This is a genomic window from Pseudoalteromonas sp. 120-MNA-CIBAN-0494, assembly GCF_040308885.1.
Classification (GTDB): Bacteria; Pseudomonadota; Gammaproteobacteria; order Enterobacterales; family Alteromonadaceae; genus Pseudoalteromonas; species Pseudoalteromonas nigrifaciens.
Window position 1 is genome coordinate 105,142 of the sequence record NZ_JBEOOE010000004.1, and the last position, 15,333, is coordinate 120,474.

At 39.5% G+C, this 15,333-nt stretch carries 18 protein-coding genes and 1 tRNA gene; 6 read left to right on the plus strand and 13 right to left on the minus strand.

Annotated features, from left to right (window positions below; all coding sequences use genetic code 11):
• Positions 1-74: 74 nt before the first annotated feature.
• From flgA to flgN, 3 genes are all read left to right on the plus strand, one after another.
• Positions 75-782, plus strand: a complete 708-nt coding sequence (gene flgA / locus AAEY55_RS04905) for a flagellar basal body P-ring formation chaperone FlgA (protein WP_011327459.1) — start codon at positions 75-77, stop codon at positions 780-782.
• A gap of 76 nt (positions 783-858) precedes the next feature.
• The gene (gene flgM / locus AAEY55_RS04910) at positions 859-1,179 is read left to right on the plus strand and encodes a flagellar biosynthesis anti-sigma factor FlgM (protein ID WP_011327458.1); all 321 of its coding nucleotides are present in this window, start codon (positions 859-861) and stop codon (positions 1,177-1,179) included.
• A complete protein-coding gene (gene flgN / locus AAEY55_RS04915) occupies positions 1,172-1,603 on the plus strand; it encodes a flagellar export chaperone FlgN (protein ID WP_011327457.1) in 432 nt (143 codons plus the stop codon). Before flgM ends, flgN begins: the two co-directional genes overlap by 8 nt.
• Positions 1,604-1,708: 105 nt before the next feature.
• On the opposite strand, the gene AAEY55_RS04920 is transcribed toward flgN, so the two are convergent.
• The gene (locus tag AAEY55_RS04920; protein WP_011327456.1) at positions 1,709-2,167 is read right to left on the minus strand and encodes an LPP20 family lipoprotein; all 459 of its coding nucleotides are present in this window, start codon (positions 2,165-2,167) and stop codon (positions 1,709-1,711) included.
• A gap of 155 nt (positions 2,168-2,322) precedes the next feature.
• On the opposite strand from AAEY55_RS04920, the gene AAEY55_RS04925 reads away from it, so the two are divergent.
• A complete protein-coding gene (locus AAEY55_RS04925; RefSeq protein WP_011327455.1) occupies positions 2,323-3,516 on the plus strand; it encodes a flagellar assembly protein FlgT in 1,194 nt (397 codons plus the stop codon).
• On the opposite strand, the gene AAEY55_RS04930 is transcribed toward AAEY55_RS04925, so the two are convergent.
• On the minus strand, positions 3,513-4,415 hold the full coding sequence (locus AAEY55_RS04930) for a LysR substrate-binding domain-containing protein (protein ID WP_041454354.1): 903 nt from the start codon (positions 4,413-4,415) through the stop codon (positions 3,513-3,515). The two genes, AAEY55_RS04925 and AAEY55_RS04930, sit on opposite strands and share 4 nt — an antisense overlap.
• A gap of 113 nt (positions 4,416-4,528) precedes the next feature.
• On the opposite strand from AAEY55_RS04930, the gene AAEY55_RS04935 reads away from it, so the two are divergent.
• Together AAEY55_RS04935 and AAEY55_RS04940 are read left to right on the plus strand one after the other, a co-directional pair.
• A complete protein-coding gene (locus AAEY55_RS04935) occupies positions 4,529-5,257 on the plus strand; it encodes a glutathione peroxidase (RefSeq protein WP_179807089.1) in 729 nt (242 codons plus the stop codon).
• Positions 5,258-5,327: 70 nt separating this feature from the next.
• Positions 5,328-6,776, plus strand: a complete 1,449-nt coding sequence (locus AAEY55_RS04940) for a dihydrolipoyl dehydrogenase (RefSeq protein WP_350550325.1) — start codon at positions 5,328-5,330, stop codon at positions 6,774-6,776.
• Positions 6,777-7,202: 426 nt separating this feature from the next.
• Here the strand turns inward: AAEY55_RS04940 and AAEY55_RS04945 are convergent.
• The 11 genes from AAEY55_RS04945 to AAEY55_RS04995 form a co-directional block, all read right to left on the minus strand.
• Positions 7,203-7,277 (minus strand) — tRNA-Arg (locus AAEY55_RS04945).
• A gap of 58 nt (positions 7,278-7,335) precedes the next feature.
• Positions 7,336-7,995, minus strand: coding sequence for a FlgO family outer membrane protein (locus AAEY55_RS04950; RefSeq protein WP_350550328.1), 660 nt, complete (start codon positions 7,993-7,995; stop codon positions 7,336-7,338).
• 11 nt (positions 7,996-8,006) lie between these two features.
• Complete coding sequence (locus AAEY55_RS04955; RefSeq protein ID WP_011327450.1) at positions 8,007-8,699, minus strand: FlgO family outer membrane protein; 693 nt, start codon at positions 8,697-8,699, stop codon at positions 8,007-8,009.
• Between the two features lie 13 nt (positions 8,700-8,712).
• On the minus strand, positions 8,713-9,306 hold the full coding sequence (gene lptE / locus AAEY55_RS04960; RefSeq protein ID WP_089367860.1) for an LPS assembly lipoprotein LptE: 594 nt from the start codon (positions 9,304-9,306) through the stop codon (positions 8,713-8,715).
• Positions 9,307-9,357: 51 nt separating this feature from the next.
• Positions 9,358-10,011, minus strand: coding sequence for an SPOR domain-containing protein (locus tag AAEY55_RS04965; protein ID WP_182684476.1), 654 nt, complete (start codon positions 10,009-10,011; stop codon positions 9,358-9,360).
• 179 nt (positions 10,012-10,190) lie between these two features.
• Positions 10,191-10,802, minus strand: coding sequence for an SPOR domain-containing protein (locus AAEY55_RS04970; protein ID WP_089367857.1), 612 nt, complete (start codon positions 10,800-10,802; stop codon positions 10,191-10,193).
• 125 nt (positions 10,803-10,927) lie between these two features.
• A complete protein-coding gene (locus tag AAEY55_RS04975; protein WP_089367856.1) occupies positions 10,928-11,605 on the minus strand; it encodes an SPOR domain-containing protein in 678 nt (225 codons plus the stop codon).
• Positions 11,606-11,924: 319 nt separating this feature from the next.
• Positions 11,925-12,803: a UTP--glucose-1-phosphate uridylyltransferase GalU gene (galU, locus tag AAEY55_RS04980; RefSeq protein ID WP_011327445.1), complete on the minus strand. Its 879-nt coding sequence runs from the start codon at positions 12,801-12,803 to the stop codon at positions 11,925-11,927.
• A 23-nt stretch (positions 12,804-12,826) separates the two neighbouring features.
• Positions 12,827-13,678 (minus strand): thymidylate synthase, encoded by an 852-nt coding sequence (locus AAEY55_RS04985; protein WP_089367855.1) that lies wholly within the window; start codon positions 13,676-13,678, stop codon positions 12,827-12,829.
• Between the two features lie 10 nt (positions 13,679-13,688).
• A complete protein-coding gene (gene lgt / locus AAEY55_RS04990; protein ID WP_089367854.1) occupies positions 13,689-14,492 on the minus strand; it encodes a prolipoprotein diacylglyceryl transferase in 804 nt (267 codons plus the stop codon).
• Between the two features lie 12 nt (positions 14,493-14,504).
• Positions 14,505-15,314 carry a sulfite exporter TauE/SafE family protein gene (locus AAEY55_RS04995; RefSeq protein ID WP_089367853.1) on the minus strand — a complete coding sequence of 270 codons (810 nt, stop codon included), beginning with the start codon at positions 15,312-15,314 and terminating at the stop codon, positions 14,505-14,507.
• Between the last annotated feature and the right edge of the window lie 19 nt (positions 15,315-15,333).

Sequence of the window (15,333 nt, forward strand, 5' to 3'; positions counted from 1 at the left end):
TACAACGGGAGCGTCTACTTTTTGACGCTAAATATTTATACCCTGTTTTAACCTATAAGCATAGCCGAAACATTATGAGTTTGTTAAAAAAAATCAGAAGATACAGTGTTTTTTATGTTCTTACTAGCCTCTGTTTAACTTTGCCTTTAGAGGCAAAAGTATTTAGCAAAGACATATTACAACAAATGGCTATAACTCATGTTGCTGCGCAAATTAACAACCTTGATGAAAATAAAATACAGCTTAGTGCGTTACCGCTCGACCCCCGCACTCCCGATCGCAGTTGCGAATCAGAGCCTGAGTTATTACTCCCCAGCGATCCGCCTTTTAATCGCCAAGTAACATTACAAATAAAATGTAACGACACTAACAACTGGGCCCAGTATGTACACGTAAGAGTAACCGAAACGGCTCCTGTTGTAGTTGCTAATGTAAATTTAGCTCGCGGCGAAGTAATAACTGCGGCGCATTTAAGTATTGAAATGCGCTCAACTCACTTTATCAGAGTACAATATTTAGATAACCCAGCATTATTAATAGGCAGCCGAAGTAAACGAAATATACGCAGCGGAATGCCACTTTTATTGAGCCAAATATGCATGGTGTGCAAAGGCGATGCTGTAAATATTAATGCTAATATTAAGGGCTTAAAAGTTAAAACAACCGGTATTGCACTTGAAGATGGTAGCCTTGGCGAGCAAGTTAAAGTAAAAAACAAAAAAACCGGTAAAGTTTTAAATGCTCGCGTAGATGGTGTAGAGTCTGTACAAGTTAATATATAATTTAAATTTATACTAAAGTATCTTATGTATATGCCGATAACTTGGCATTAGTTGGGTAATATACAGGTTTATTATTATGGTCGGTCAAGTTAATAAAGGTAATCAACAAGCAAATGTGTTAACTAACACTAAGCAGCAAAAAGTTGATATACAAAGAGATAATGCAAATACGCAAGCTGCACAGTCTTCGGCGCCTAAAGCTGCCAGCGACTCTGTAAGCTTAACCCCGCAAGCTAAACAGCTAAAAACCCTGCAAGATAAAGCGCAGCAGTCTCCTGGTTTTGATACCGATAAAGTGGCAGAGCTTAAAAAAGCAATCACTGAGGGTAAATACCAAATAGACAGCGAAAAACTTGCAAAAAACCTAGCTGAATTTGAGTTTAACGTTTATGGCTGATCACAATAGTTTAATTACCATTAAACTAAATGAGCAACACAATTGCTTAGAATCACTTAATATTTTATTAAATGACGAGCTAACATCTATTGCCTCGCGCCGTGGTGAAGGTTTAAAAGAAATTGCCCAACAAAAAATGTCTTTTTTAACCACGCTAAGCAACCTCGATAAAGAGCTCAACAAGTTGATTGCCAATAACGATGAGCAAACAACCGAGATCACCGATTTAATTAAACTAATACGCAGCAAGCTTGAGCAATGCCAAAAGCAAAATGAAGTAAATGCCCACGCAGCGCATCAAGCACAATTAAGCGTTAAACAATTAAAAGATATTTTAATTGGTGCCCCCTCTTCTATGACCTACGACCAAGCCGGTAGTGTAATAAACACCGATAATAATTTGGTACGTAATTTAAAAGCTTAATTAAAAAACTTAATTAAAAATAACGTCCTACATAATAAAAAAAGCCTTAACTGTTGATCAGCTAAGGCTTTTTTTGTTTTTAGAGTTACTAACGTTTTTAGGGGGCTAGTAATAAGTTACTTTTTTAACTTCTCGGGGTTTAATTTCGCCTATGTACAGGTCGTGCACGCGCTTCATATTTAGTTCAAGCTCAGTTATATAGGTGTCGTCTACCGCGTAGGCTTTTATAACTTGTGCGCCTTTAATAATGCCCTGCACTTTGCTTTGTAGGTAATCGTCTTGTGCTATTGAACCTGCAACTGTAGTACCTGCGGTAATTTGTTGCCCATACACTTGCTCTGCAAGCTCTCGATACGCTTCTAGCTTAGAAGCTTTAATAGCCATTAACTGCTTTTGCGACTTATTAACACCCGACTGCAGGCTAATAGGTGCATAACCCACGGCTTTTAATACCGGATAATTGTTTGGCTCTACATATTTGTATTCAACGTGCTTATCAAACATATTGCTACAACCGCTTAAGGTTATGCATCCTAACGTGATAAGTAATGGCATTACTCGCATAGTACCTAGCCCTAAAAAACAAATTAAATAATTATACGATACTTATGCAGGTTTAATGCCATTGACACTTAAGTGGTGTTTACTCACAAATAATATTGGTACGCTCCTTGCTGTGTAACTTATGCTAATAGCTAAAATTTAACTGGAGTAAATGTATGAATTCGTTTTTATCATCGGTATTTGCAGGATTAAGCGCAACTGCTTTATTAACGTTTTCGCCTTTTACTGCAGCGCAGTGGTATGAATCGACCGGCCATGCACAAGTTAAAAGTAGCGATGTAGGCGCAGCTAAGTCTGCAGCAATTAAAGATGCCATTACACAAGCGTTAGTGTTCTCTGGTGCGCGGGTAAGCTCGGTACAAACCTTAGTAGACGGCGTGCTAATGCAAGATCAGCTTAAAATAAGCAGCCATGGCGAAATTCAAAAAATAGAACTTGTGAGCGAAGAACGTCATAATAATCAGCTAGCTATTACACTACGCTTAGATATTTTTGCGCAAACAGAGCAATGCCCACAAAGTAGTTTTAAAAAGTTTGTGGCCGTTACCCAAAGCCAGCTTAATCATCGTGAACAAGCCCGCATGGGTCAAATATTTGACATAGATAAAGCGGTTAGCAAAAATATTTATACCGCATTGCAAAAGTCAAAAATGAGCGCTGTACCTATTGCTTATTACAACAACGCAATAAAGGTCGATAAGTATTTTTCGCAGCAACACGACTACTCTAATGCGCAACTAGAAGATATTTCCTCGCGTAGTAACGCGCAGTACGTTTTATTAAGCCAAATAACCAACCTATCAACTAGCGATAAGCTCAATAGCGACTATGCCTTTTGGCAAGACGAAAGCTATCAACGTAGTTACCAAATAGAGTTTACCCTTTTTGATGGCACTACTTATGAACAGCTTTGGCAAAATAGCTATAAAAACCAAGCTATTTGGCCATTTGAAAAAACCGCTATTGTTGATGTTAACAGTAGTATGTTTTGGCAATCACCCTATGGGCAAAGCATAAACGATATAAACCAAACGCTAAGTTACGATTTACAATCAGCTATGGCCTGCTTGCCTACTCAAGGAAAAATTATGCACCTTGATCAGGGCAACATAGTGATTAACTTAGGTAAAGCACATGGTCTTAAAAAAGGTCAACTACTTAGCATAGCACACCACAATTACCTAACAGACGCTTTAGGCAATACTATGCCGCATAAAGTAATTACCCTTAATAGCATTCGTGTTGAGCAGTTATATCAACAAAGTGCCATTGCGGTAAGCATTAATAATGCACCACTTCCGGGCGTGCAAATTAACGATATAGTCGAAATAGTTAGCCAAAACCTTTAATTCAACGATTTAGTTAATTTAGCCTTTAAATTAGGGTGAGCCGATAACCATTCACCCAATTGCTCAACCCCCGATAAATGCGGGTAATGCTTTCTACATGCAAATACTATATTGCGCTGCTGATTAGGATAAATAGCTAAATAATTAACCCCTACGCGCTCAGTACAAGCCAATTTAGGCACAAATGTAACCCCGTCATCCATAGCCACCAGCGCCAGTAATGTTTCTAAACTATTACCCTGATACTGGCTCGACACATTAACTCCTGCCGAAAAACAAAACTGTTGGGCTTGATCTTTAAAGCAATGGCCATCACTTAACATTAATAGGCTGCATCCTTGTAATTCGCGCAGCGCTACTTTTTTTTGCTGAGCTAATGAATTATCGTGTGATACAGCCACTAAAAAATCTTCTTTGTATAAATTAACGCTATGGTACTTTTTGAGCTCGGGTACATCAGCCAAAATTGCAAAGTCGAGTTCACCGTTATCTAGCGCTTCTAAAATTGTAGCGGTTTGCATTTCAATAAACGAAAAGCGACTATTAATAAACGCCTCTTTCATTGAAGTGAGTAATACCGGCAGTAAATAAGGCGCAATGGTTGGAATAATACCAATAGTTAACTTACCCTGTAGCGGCTCGTTTGACGTAGCAGCAAGCTCTTTAAGTATTTGTGTTTGTTCTAAAATAACATTAATTTGTGTTAATAAACGCTCGCCTTTAGCGGTTAATGTTACCTGCTTAGTAGAGCGATCAAATAAAGTAACACCGAGCTCCTGTTCAAGTTTTTTTACTTGGCCACTTAAGGTAGGCTGGCTTACAAAGCACGCATCGGCCGCTTTACGAAAGTGCTTAAAGTGCGCTATGGCTTTTACATACTCTAAATCTTTTAAGTTCATATTCATTACCAGGCTGATAGCTTATACCTATCAGTTTAATACAAACAAACGATTGGAACTATATTTAAATCACCGCCATAATGGCTATCAACAAATCAAGAGGAACAAAAATTATGTTAAACAATATTGAAGGCAAAAAAATCCCAAGCGTTACATTTGCAACTCGTCAAAACGATGAATGGAAATCAGTAACAACAGACGACATTTTTAAAGGTAAAACGGTTGTTGTATTTTCACTACCGGGTGCATTTACACCAACGTGTTCGTCTACTCATTTACCACGTTACAACGAACTAGCTGGCGTACTTAAGCAAAACGGCGTTGACGAAATTGTATGTTTATCGGTAAACGACACCTTTGTAATGAACGCATGGGCTGAGCATCAAGAAGCGCAAAACATTACTTTACTACCAGACGGTAACGGCGAATTTACTGACGGCATGGGCATGTTAGTAGACAAAAACGACCTAGGTTTTGGTAAGCGCAGCTGGAGATACTCTATGCTTGTAAAAGATGGCGTGATCGACAAAATGTTCATCGAACCAGATTTACCAGGCGACCCGTTTGAAGTATCTGACGCAGATACAATGCTTGATTACATCAACCCTAAGCAAGCTAAACCAGAGCCAGTAACTGTATTTACTAAACCTGGTTGTCCGTTCTGTTCAAAAGCTAAAGCGCTTCTTACAGAAAAAGGCTTTGCATTTGAAGAAATTGTTATGGGCTCAGGCGCATCACTAACAAGCCTTAAAGCAGTATCTGGCCGTGAAACCGTTCCACAAGTATTTATTGGCGGTAAGCACATTGGTGGCTCAGACGATTTAGAAAAATACTTTGCTTAATTAATAATTTTGCTCAATTAGTAAATATAAATAGGGGCACTGGTTGCCCCTATTTTATAAGGAAAAAATAATGAAAGAATTGCAAACCGACGTTGTTGTTATTGGTGCGGGTACTGCGGGTTTAAGTGCTTATCGTAATGCTAAACAATTTACAAATAACGTACTTATGATCGAATCAGGCCCTTACGGCACTACCTGCGCACGAGTTGGTTGCATGCCGAGTAAATTATTAATTGCAGCTGCTGAAGCTGCGCACTCAATCACAATGGCACCTGCATTTGGTGTACACAGCTCTGCACCACGTATTAATGGTAAAAAAGTGATGGCACGCGTTAAAAGCGAACGCGACCGCTTTGCCGGATTTGTAGTAGAAGCTGTAGATGAGCTTCCAAGCGATGACAAAATTCGTGGCTATGCTAAATTTTTAGACGCAAACCGCATACAAATAGATGATCACACCATAATTACTGCTAAACGCTTTGTTATAGCAACCGGCTCACGCCCTTCATACCCTGGCGTATTTAATAATTTTGGCGACAAATTAATTATAAACGACGACGTATTTGACTGGGACGACCTTCCAGAATCGGTAGCCGTATTTGGCCCAGGTGTTATCGGCCTTGAAATTGGCCAAGCACTGCACCGTTTAGGCGTTACAGTAAAATTATTTGGTGTTGGTGGTGCAATTGGCCCCCTTACCGACCCAGTAGTAAAAGACTACGCAAACACCGTATTTGCCGAAGAATTTTTTGTTGATACCGACTCAAACGTATCCGACATGATGCAAGTAAACAACAAAGCGCAGCTTACTTACACCGACAAACAAGGTGCTAAACACACCGAGCAATTTGACTACGTACTTGCCGCAACGGGGCGCGTACCAAACACAGATAAACTCGGCTTAGAAAACACCGGTATTGAACTTGATGAGCGCGGCGTACCTGTTGCTAATGCTAAAACAATGCAATGTGGCGATTCAAATATATTTATCGCAGGCGACGCCAGTAATATGCTGCCACTATTACACGAAGCATCCGATCAAGGCCTAATAGCTGGCCAAAATGCTGGACGCTTCCCCGATGTACAACCAGGATTACGCAGAGCAAAAATTGCCGCCGTATTTAGCGACCCGCAAATAGCCATGGTTGGCGAAAGTTATAAAGAGATCACCACTCGCTTAGGCAGCTGCGACTGTTTTGAAATAGGCGAAGTAAGCTTTGAAAACCAAGGCCGCAGCCGCGTCATGCTTAAAAACAAAGGGCACATGCGTGTTTACGCAGAGCAAGGCACAGGGTTATTTTTAGGGGCAGAGTTTATCGGCCCACAAGCCGAGCATTTAGCTCACCTACTAGCATGGGCGGTACAAAACAAAATGACCGTACCACAAATGTTAGAAATGCCTTATTACCACCCAGTGATCGAAGAAGGGCTACGCACAGCGCTGCGCGACTTAAACGCCAAACTTAAATTTGGCCCAGACATTGTAAATTCATGTATGGAATGTGGCCCAGGGGCATAAGCTTAGGGCTTACAAGGCTAAATAAAAAAGCGAGTAAATTTATTTACTCGCTTTTTTATGCTCAACTTAAAGCGAGTGAGTAACAACCAATCGATAATGCAAAACTGCGATATTAATTGATAACATAATTTTTCGTTGGGTTTCGCTTTGCTCAAGCCAACCTACGTAAAAATTAACCACCCATGTTACGTTTAACACGACTCGCCAGCGCGACAAAACCTGAATAAAGTTTTTTATATCACGGCCTAGCTTTAACTTAGTGCTGTAATATTTATTCGACTGAAGTGATAAATTGAATTAGATGTTTAAAATACAGAAGTATTAATAATCTTTTTTTGAAAATGAATGCCTGAGTTAGCACAGCTACATATGTGCTAGATAAAGTTTGAACTTCAAAGTACCAACCCCGTAACTCATTGATTTTACTGGTAGCCCCTGCAAGAATCGAACTTGCAACTGCCCCTTAGGAGGGGGCCGTTATATCCATTTAACTAAGAGGCCTAAACTGAGGCTAAAATTATAACGGCATTGTCTTTTTTGGATCAAGTGCAAACTGTGTTTAATTACTTGATAAGTAGATATCTTCTTTGTTTAAAACGTATATTGGTATAAATTTTCGGCTACTAGCAACGACTTGTTTATTATTTACGTTTATAACTCGGGTATTCACTGTAACGCCATTGGCGCGGTATATTAACGTACCACCGAGTACATGGCTTGCCATATGCTTTTTGCTAAGGTTTTTTATGTCTCGTGAAAAAACAAAGTCGCCACGGCGATTTACGTTTACTGCATCACTCGTTTTAAAATCAACTACCCCATAACCAAACTTTTGCAGCTGATGAATGAGGGTTTCTGATATTTGGTTACCCAGCTGGTTGCTGTTATTTAAGGTGGCATCTAAATCGACTATGCTTGTTACCGCTATATTTATGCTCTCATCAAACTCACTGCTAGACTCTAGGGTGTCGACTAAATCAAGCGCCATTTGCTCTACATAATTAACCAAGGTTTTATGATGTTTTAACGGCGTAAATTGTCGCGACGCGTCGTATTCGCTCTGCGTTTTTAGCCCTTGTGCATGCTCATAACGAGCATTCACATCAAAATGAGTGTCTGCATTATTAGTTTTAACCTGCTTATTATTACCCGCAGTAGAGCACCCTGCCAATCCTAGCAGGATAAATAATGCGGTAACGCTATTTAATTTGTAACCCATTATTGCCTCGCTCATTTACTGGCTTGTTTAAGCATAATGCCATCGGTTCTGTAGCTACTATTAAGTGCATCAACCACTGACTGAGGAATAAAGCCTTGCGCTGTTCCTACTACGGCTTTACTAGCTAAGCCAATAATACGTGCATTTACAAGCACACCACCTTGATGGCTTACTAAAGTACCGGCTAAAACATAGTTAAAGTTTTGATCTTGGTTTAGCTCAAGGTAGTCGCGGCTAAATACAAAGTCGCCGCTTGGGGTTACGCGCATATAATCGGTAGTTTTAAAGTCGATAACAGGTATGCCAAAGCTGTGTAGTTCATGCATAAAACTTTCGGCAATTTGATTTCCTAACAAACTTGCGTCGTTGTAATCATCATCTAAAAACACAAAACTTGAAACGGCCAGTGGTGTTTTTTCGTTCACATATTGTAGGTTTTCTACCATGCTTTGCATTATGCCACGCACATAATGATTAATGTTTTTACGTGATGGCGTGCTCGATTTTGAATAATTAGTATGTTGCCCTAACCCCGACTGATATACCTGATTGTCGGTCATTGGGGCTGCCACTGCACGCTCGCCATTAGCCAATTGTACTGAGTTGTTTTGATTTTTTTGTGTGGTGTCTGAGTTCATGCCTGTTAGCATTTGTGAGCACCCAAAGCCCAATGGCAAACATAATGTAAGTAATAGCTTTTTCATTTTGTGCTCCTAATTAGTATTCGCTGCGATATAAGTTATTATCGCGTTGCTGAACTTTTTCACTGCCCCACATTACATTAATCGGGATTTCGGTACTGCCAGCTGATAAAACGTGTTTATTATTAATATTAACCAATCGGGCATTAACAATGTAAGCATGTTGCTGGCGCGTAACTGTGCCGGTAATAATTAAGTCAATATTCTGACGTTCGCGCAGTTTAGTTATATCTCTGCTAAGCGCGCTGTCGGCGTTAGATGCTAAATTTATATTATTACTTAAACGGTACTCAACGGTGTTATATCCCAATTGAGTGAATTGTGTTAGCAGGCTTTCTTGAATTTGCTGGCTTAAACCTTCAGCTTGGCCGCTGGGAAGCTTTGAATCTAGCGCGTTTGCGTAATAAAAGCTGCTTACCCCAATGCGAGAGTTACCGCTTAAAGGCCCTTTAAAGTGACTAAGCTGATAAGTTAAGTTATTTACGTAGTCGTTAACCGTATAAGGTGCCATGGTTGCTATACGCGCAGGCGTGCTCACACTTGGCTCAGGCTGTGGTGTTAAGCTACATGCTGCTAAGTTTACTAATAATAACGGTAATAAAAGGCGCATAGTTGCCATCCTCAAAAAACATGACAATAACAAAGCAATTACTATGCCTATTTATAATTTTAATGGTTGTTCTGTGTAATTACTAACAATACAACCCACTTGATGCTGCTTTAGTATATCGCAATCTGCCGTTGCATTTTTTTGAAGTTTATAAGCGCCAATTTTTAAGCGATAAAAAGTAACCCCTTTAACCTTTGCGGTTTCTACGTTGGCAATAAATGGGCTTGCTAATAGTTTTGTAGCCTTAGATTTCACTTCATTATAACTTTGGGTTAATCGTATCCAATCGGTAACCGATGCGACCTGCAGGGCAAACAATGGCTGTATTACTTTAGGTTGTACGGTTGCTTTGGCTTGCACATTAACAGCCTCTTCTGACGCTGTAGTGTCTTGATTTAGGTTGCTCCCCTCTTGCTTTAGATTACTTTGTGTTGTCGATTCTCGTTGCGCTACTTCATTTAATTGGCTAATAAGTAACTTTAAATCGTGTTCAATAACAAGCAAACGTCTAACGCCTGCTTTGGCTTGTTGCCATTGTTGAGATGATGCTCTTAATTGCGCTAATTCTTCTGCCGAAATAGTAACCTCATTACTAACCTTATTTGTGGTAGTAACATTGTGTTGAGCCTCTTTAACTTTACTACTGCATCCACAAAGTACAATTAGGCTAATACTTAACAATCTCATTAGCTGTTGTTTTATCATATTATTTGCCTTTTAAATTTTTACTTGGCTATTAAATTAGCATTGAACTTACAAACTGCATTGCTGGGTTTTAACTGCTGTATTAATTTTAGCTCGACTTATAGGTATGTGTTAGCACACAGGTAAATTGAGTTTCAACGTTATAACTAATCAGCTTTAAATACCTAAAACATACTTCGCTAAATTTTTTGGGTGTAATTGCCCACAAAACAAGCTACTTGCTGCTGTATTAAGGTTTTACAATCGCTTTGTGCTGCAGCTTTACTTTTATAAGAGCCTAGCTTTAATCGATACAAAGTAACTTTGTTAGCTACTACAGGCTCGATATTAACGACTGTTTCAGTATGTATTATGTTTGGGGCTTTTAACTTTAATTGCGCTAATGCGCTATGAAGTGCGGGCTCATTTTTAAAAGCACCGACTTGTATAGAAAATAATGCTGGGGGTTTATCTAACCGAGTATTTAAATTAAATATTGTTTCTTTAGGTTCGCTTAAGGGGGGTTCTGACTGCTCTATTTGTTGCATAAGAGTGGCTGTTAGCTGCGTTAATTTGTGTTCTAGCTGGCTTATTTTGTCAACATTAGTTTGAGCATTTTTCCACTGTTTTGCAGAGTCTTGTAGTAAAACTAAATCTGCTTTTTTAATAAGTATACTTTGCGGCGCATTTACTGCGCCTTGTTTTACAAGCGGTTCTGCGCTTTCATTTTGCTTAGTTGTATTGCATGCACTTATAACTAATGACAATCCTAGTATTAGTGTAATGCGCTTAAAGTTCCATTTTAAAAGCATTAGGATTATTAACCTTTTTTGTTTATTTTTTTATAATTAATTTATAAAAAGCAGCTTAGGTAAGCTGCATATTCTATTGATAAATAAAGCATAAGCAACTTTATATTTAAAGCTAGTTGGTATAACTACAGCTTTACCGGTTTATCTGTGTAGTTACTTACTATGCAGTCGAGTTTATAAAGTTTAAACACGTTGCAATCGGCTTGGGCATTTTTAAAGTTTTGATACACGCCTAACTTTAATCGATAGTAGGTTTTATTATTAACATTTGCTGTTTCAACATTGGTGCGAATTTTATCTCTAAATAACGGCGCAGCTTGCTCATTGAGTTCTTGCCATGCTTTAACTAAGTCTTTTTCGGAATCGAGCGACGCAACTTGCAATGCAAAAACGTGCTTTGGGGTGTTTAATTTTACCGTTGGCTTTGTATTATAAGCTGGTTTAATTGCTTGCTGAGCTTTACTTGAGTAGCGTTGTTTGCGCGTGGGGCGATTATATTGGTTGTGATTTTTTTGATTAGACTGCGCAATTGCTTTGCTATTTATAATATCTATATGGTTTACCAAATAGGTAATATCTTTTTCTAGCTTTAAAAGTCGTTCAATCCCAGAGCGGGCTTGCTGCCATTGCATTGCAGCATCTTTTAATTGCGCCAGCTCTAATGCAGTAATAGACACATATTCAGGCGAGTCGTTTATTGGCTCTGCTAATAGCGTTTTGTTGGGCGCAGTTGCACAAGCAGTGCTAAACAAGAGTATAAGCAAACTCAATATTAAAGTATTATTTTTTTTATATTTAAACATGCATTCGCTGCCCTGAAAGTAGTGTAAGTACACTTACATTTCAGTTAAACATTCTTATAAGTAAGCGTTTAACTTTATTAATTGTGCTTGGATATATAACTGAGTTTATTTTATATCAATGATTACTGAAGCAATTAATGTACTTTTTAGCTTAGTAGTCAACAAATCAAACAGTAATTAACACAAATGTTACATTATATTTTGCAGCGTGTCTGCAGTTATAATGTTTTTATCGCCAAAGACTACGATATTAACGACTATAAAACAAAAAAGACGCCATATAGGCGTCTTTTAGTTACTTTTATAAAAAGTAGGTATGTTAAATTAATGTTTTAATAAACGTTTTTAACTCGTCAGCAAATTCTTCACGACGCAGTGCAAACTCAATAGTTGCTTTAAGATAACCAATTTTACTACCACAATCGTGGCTGCGCCCTTTAATTGCGTATGCATCAACAGTTTCGTGCTGCATTAGCATGGCAATAGCGTCAGTAAGCTGAATTTCGTTACCAGCTCCTTGCGGGGTTTTAGCGAGTAATGGCCAAATATTTTTACTTAATACATAGCGCCCTACTACTGCAAGGTTTGATGGTGCTTCATTAACTGGTGGCTTTTCTACCATGTTATGAATTGGCGAACTTTCGCCTTGTTTTAGCTCAACACTGCCTAAGTCAACAACACCAAATTGATCAACTTCAGCCATTGGAACTGGCTCTACCATTATTTGGCTATGTTGAGTTTGCTCAAAGCGGCTGATCATTTCGGCCAAGTTATCTTTACTAAGATCACTTTCCATATCATCAATTATTACATCGGGTAAAATAACCACAAATGGTTCGTTACCTATAATTGGCGCTGCACAGTTAATTGCATGCCCTAGGCCTTTGGCCTCGCCTTGGCGTACTTGAATAATGGTTACATCTTTAGGACAAATAGACTGTATTTCGGCAAGTAGCTGTCGTTTTACTCGTTTTTCTAGTGTGGCTTCAAGCTCAAAACTGGTGTCGAAGTGGTTTTCGATTGAGTTTTTACTTGAATGCGTTACCAGTACTATTTCTTTAATACCTGCGGCAACGGCTTCGTTAACTACGTACTGAATTAGTGGACGGTCAACAACCGGCAGCATTTCTTTTGGAATTGCTTTGGTGGCTGGTAACATGCGTGTTCCGAGGCCCGCTACGGGGATCACTGCTTTCATGGTGTTTTCCTTAATCTGTTTTGTTATACCGAAAATGGGTATTGAATAGCTTCGTGACACTCATAACCTGTCACTTCAAAGTCATCGCGTGTTACCCAGGTTTCTATATCGTTTAGTGATTTAATGTTTGGATTAATTTTTAACTGCGGCGATGCAAATGGCTCGCGTTTTAACTGCACATCGCGCATTAGCTCAAGCTGGTTTTCATAAATATGCGCGTTGGTAATTTTATGATACGCCTTACCCGCTTTATGCCCAGTAATTTGCGCCACTAATGCCAGTAATACAAAACACTGAATTTGATTAAAATTAAGCCCTAGCGGTACGTCGCAGCTACGCTGAATTGACGTTAAATAAAGTGTGTCACCTAATAATGAAAACGTGTGCGTGTGCATGCACGGGCGTAAACAGCCAAGCTCAAATTCGCCTGGGTTGTAAAAACTAATTATTTCACCGCGATCGTCTATACCATTTTTTAAGTTATTAATTACTTTTGCTAGTTGGTCTAGCGTTGAGCCATCTGGGCGCTGCCAAGCACGCCCTTGTACGCCATAAACACGCCCCATGTCGTCCTCACCTTTACGGTGCAGATTATTAAGCCAAGCGCTATTTTCGTTTGCGTTTGCATCCCAGGTTTTACAGCCTATTTCGCGAAACTGTGCCGCGCTATCGTAGCCACGCAAGTAACCGAGTAATTCGGCAATAGCTGCTTTGTAATAGCTTTTACGTGTGGTGATCATAGGAAACTGATTATTCGCCACATCGTACTCTAAATCGGCGTTGATCACGGTTAAACAGCGTGTGCCCGTACGTTTGTTTTCTACCCACTGGCCTTCATCAACAATACGCTGACATAATTGTAAATATTGTTTCATGGTATTTATTCTAACCCTTTACCGCTGTTTTTTGTGGTGCTTGCTTATAAGCCCAAATTAATAAGCCTAACCCGCCTACTATCATAGGCAGCGAGAGTATTTGCCCCATCGAGATAAAGTCGGCAAATAAACCCAGCTGTGCATCTGGTTGGCGAAAGTACTCAATACAAAATCTAAATGTGCCGTAACCTAGTAAAAATACACCCGCTACACTACCAGCAGGGCGAGGCTTTTTAATAAACCACTGTAAAATTAAAAATAATACTAAGCCTTCAAAAAATGCTTCGTATAGCTGCGATGGATGGCGTGCTAACGGCCCGCCGGTTGGAAATACCATAGCCCATGGTACATCGCTTACTCGACCCCAAAGCTCACCATTTATAAAGTTACCTATACGTCCAGCTAATAAACCTACCGGTACAAGCGGTGCAACAAAGTCGCCTACTTGCAGTATTGACTTTTTACGTGTCCAAGCAAAAATAACAACCGCGGTTATCACTCCTAAGGTGCCACCATGAAACGACATTCCACCTTGATCTATCCTGAACAAATATAGGGGGTTTTCTATAAAATAGCTAAATTGATAAAATAATACATAACCAATACGCCCACCAAGAATTACCCCTAGCATGCCGTAAAATAGGAAGTCGCCTACTTGGTCTTTAGTCCAACCTGAATTTGGTTTTGCCGCTTGGCGATTTGCAAACCACATTGCAAATGCAAAACCTATTAAATACATTAATCCGTACCAACGTACACTCAGTGGCCCGACAGAAAATATGATCGGATCGATTACAGGAAATTCCAGTGCCATAAAAATAAACCTTTAGCTAAAAACCATTTTAATTGCGATGATAACAAGTAACACCGCGAAAACTTTCTTTATTGTATTAACCGGTAAATAGTGGGTTGCTTTAGCGCCAATAGGCGCTATAAACCACGAGGTAATTACAATCCCAAATAATGCGGGTAAGTATACAAACCCTGCAAAACCGTGTTCTAAATCGGTAACCTGCCATCCGGCACTGATATAACCAATAGAGCCAAAAAAGGCGATAACAATTCCGCATGCTGCAGCGCAGCCTATGGCCTTTTTAATATCAACCGAAAAATAATGCAGTAAAGGCACTATTAGTGCGCCACCACCTATACCTATTAATCCAGATAGTGCCCCCATAATGGCGCATAAGCTGCCTAGAATAGGACCCGACGGTAAAGGTTTTTCTGACAAAGGTTTATTGCGAGCTGATAACACCATTCTTAAAGCAATAAATACCACGCTTACAGCAAATACTGTGCGTAATATTTGCTCGGGTATTAAGCTTGCAGCAAAGCCACTAATTAGCGCGCCAACAGCTACGCCCGACATAACCCAAGGTGCAATAACCCAAGGCACGTTATCATTTTTATGATGAGCCAGCGCTGAAGATGTAGAGGTAAACAAAATAGAAGCAAGCGATGTTGCAATGGCAATAACTAATACGTTTTCAACAGCCGTTACATTAAAAGCGAGTAATAAGGCACTTAATACGGGAACAATAATTAAGCCACCACCAATTCCGAGTAATCCGGCTAAAAATCCGACAACACAGCCTAGTAGCGCGCAACTTGCAACCAATAATCCTAGATCATACATAGTTATCCCATATACCTTT

Coding starts and splice junctions, on each gene's coding strand:
- flgA (WP_011327459.1), top strand. CDS start 75: ATGAGTTTGTTAAAAAAAATCAGAAGATACAGTGTTTTTTATGTTCTT.
- flgM (WP_011327458.1), top strand. CDS start 859: ATGGTCGGTCAAGTTAATAAAGGTAATCAACAAGCAAATGTGTTAACT.
- flgN (WP_011327457.1), top strand. CDS start 1,172: ATGGCTGATCACAATAGTTTAATTACCATTAAACTAAATGAGCAACAC.
- AAEY55_RS04920 (WP_011327456.1), bottom strand. CDS start 2,167: ATGCGAGTAATGCCATTACTTATCACGTTAGGATGCATAACCTTAAGC.
- AAEY55_RS04925 (WP_011327455.1), top strand. CDS start 2,323: ATGAATTCGTTTTTATCATCGGTATTTGCAGGATTAAGCGCAACTGCT.
- AAEY55_RS04930 (WP_041454354.1), bottom strand. CDS start 4,415: ATGAACTTAAAAGATTTAGAGTATGTAAAAGCCATAGCGCACTTTAAG.
- AAEY55_RS04935 (WP_179807089.1), top strand. CDS start 4,529: ATGTTAAACAATATTGAAGGCAAAAAAATCCCAAGCGTTACATTTGCA.
- AAEY55_RS04940 (WP_350550325.1), top strand. CDS start 5,328: ATGAAAGAATTGCAAACCGACGTTGTTGTTATTGGTGCGGGTACTGCG.
- AAEY55_RS04950 (WP_350550328.1), bottom strand. CDS start 7,995: ATGGGTTACAAATTAAATAGCGTTACCGCATTATTTATCCTGCTAGGA.
- AAEY55_RS04955 (WP_011327450.1), bottom strand. CDS start 8,699: ATGAAAAAGCTATTACTTACATTATGTTTGCCATTGGGCTTTGGGTGC.
- lptE (WP_089367860.1), bottom strand. CDS start 9,306: ATGCGCCTTTTATTACCGTTATTATTAGTAAACTTAGCAGCATGTAGC.
- AAEY55_RS04965 (WP_182684476.1), bottom strand. CDS start 10,011: ATGATAAAACAACAGCTAATGAGATTGTTAAGTATTAGCCTAATTGTA.
- AAEY55_RS04970 (WP_089367857.1), bottom strand. CDS start 10,802: ATGCTTTTAAAATGGAACTTTAAGCGCATTACACTAATACTAGGATTG.
- AAEY55_RS04975 (WP_089367856.1), bottom strand. CDS start 11,605: ATGTTTAAATATAAAAAAAATAATACTTTAATATTGAGTTTGCTTATA.
- galU (WP_011327445.1), bottom strand. CDS start 12,803: ATGAAAGCAGTGATCCCCGTAGCGGGCCTCGGAACACGCATGTTACCA.
- AAEY55_RS04985 (WP_089367855.1), bottom strand. CDS start 13,678: ATGAAACAATATTTACAATTATGTCAGCGTATTGTTGATGAAGGCCAG.
- lgt (WP_089367854.1), bottom strand. CDS start 14,492: ATGGCACTGGAATTTCCTGTAATCGATCCGATCATATTTTCTGTCGGG.
- AAEY55_RS04995 (WP_089367853.1), bottom strand. CDS start 15,314: ATGTATGATCTAGGATTATTGGTTGCAAGTTGCGCGCTACTAGGCTGT.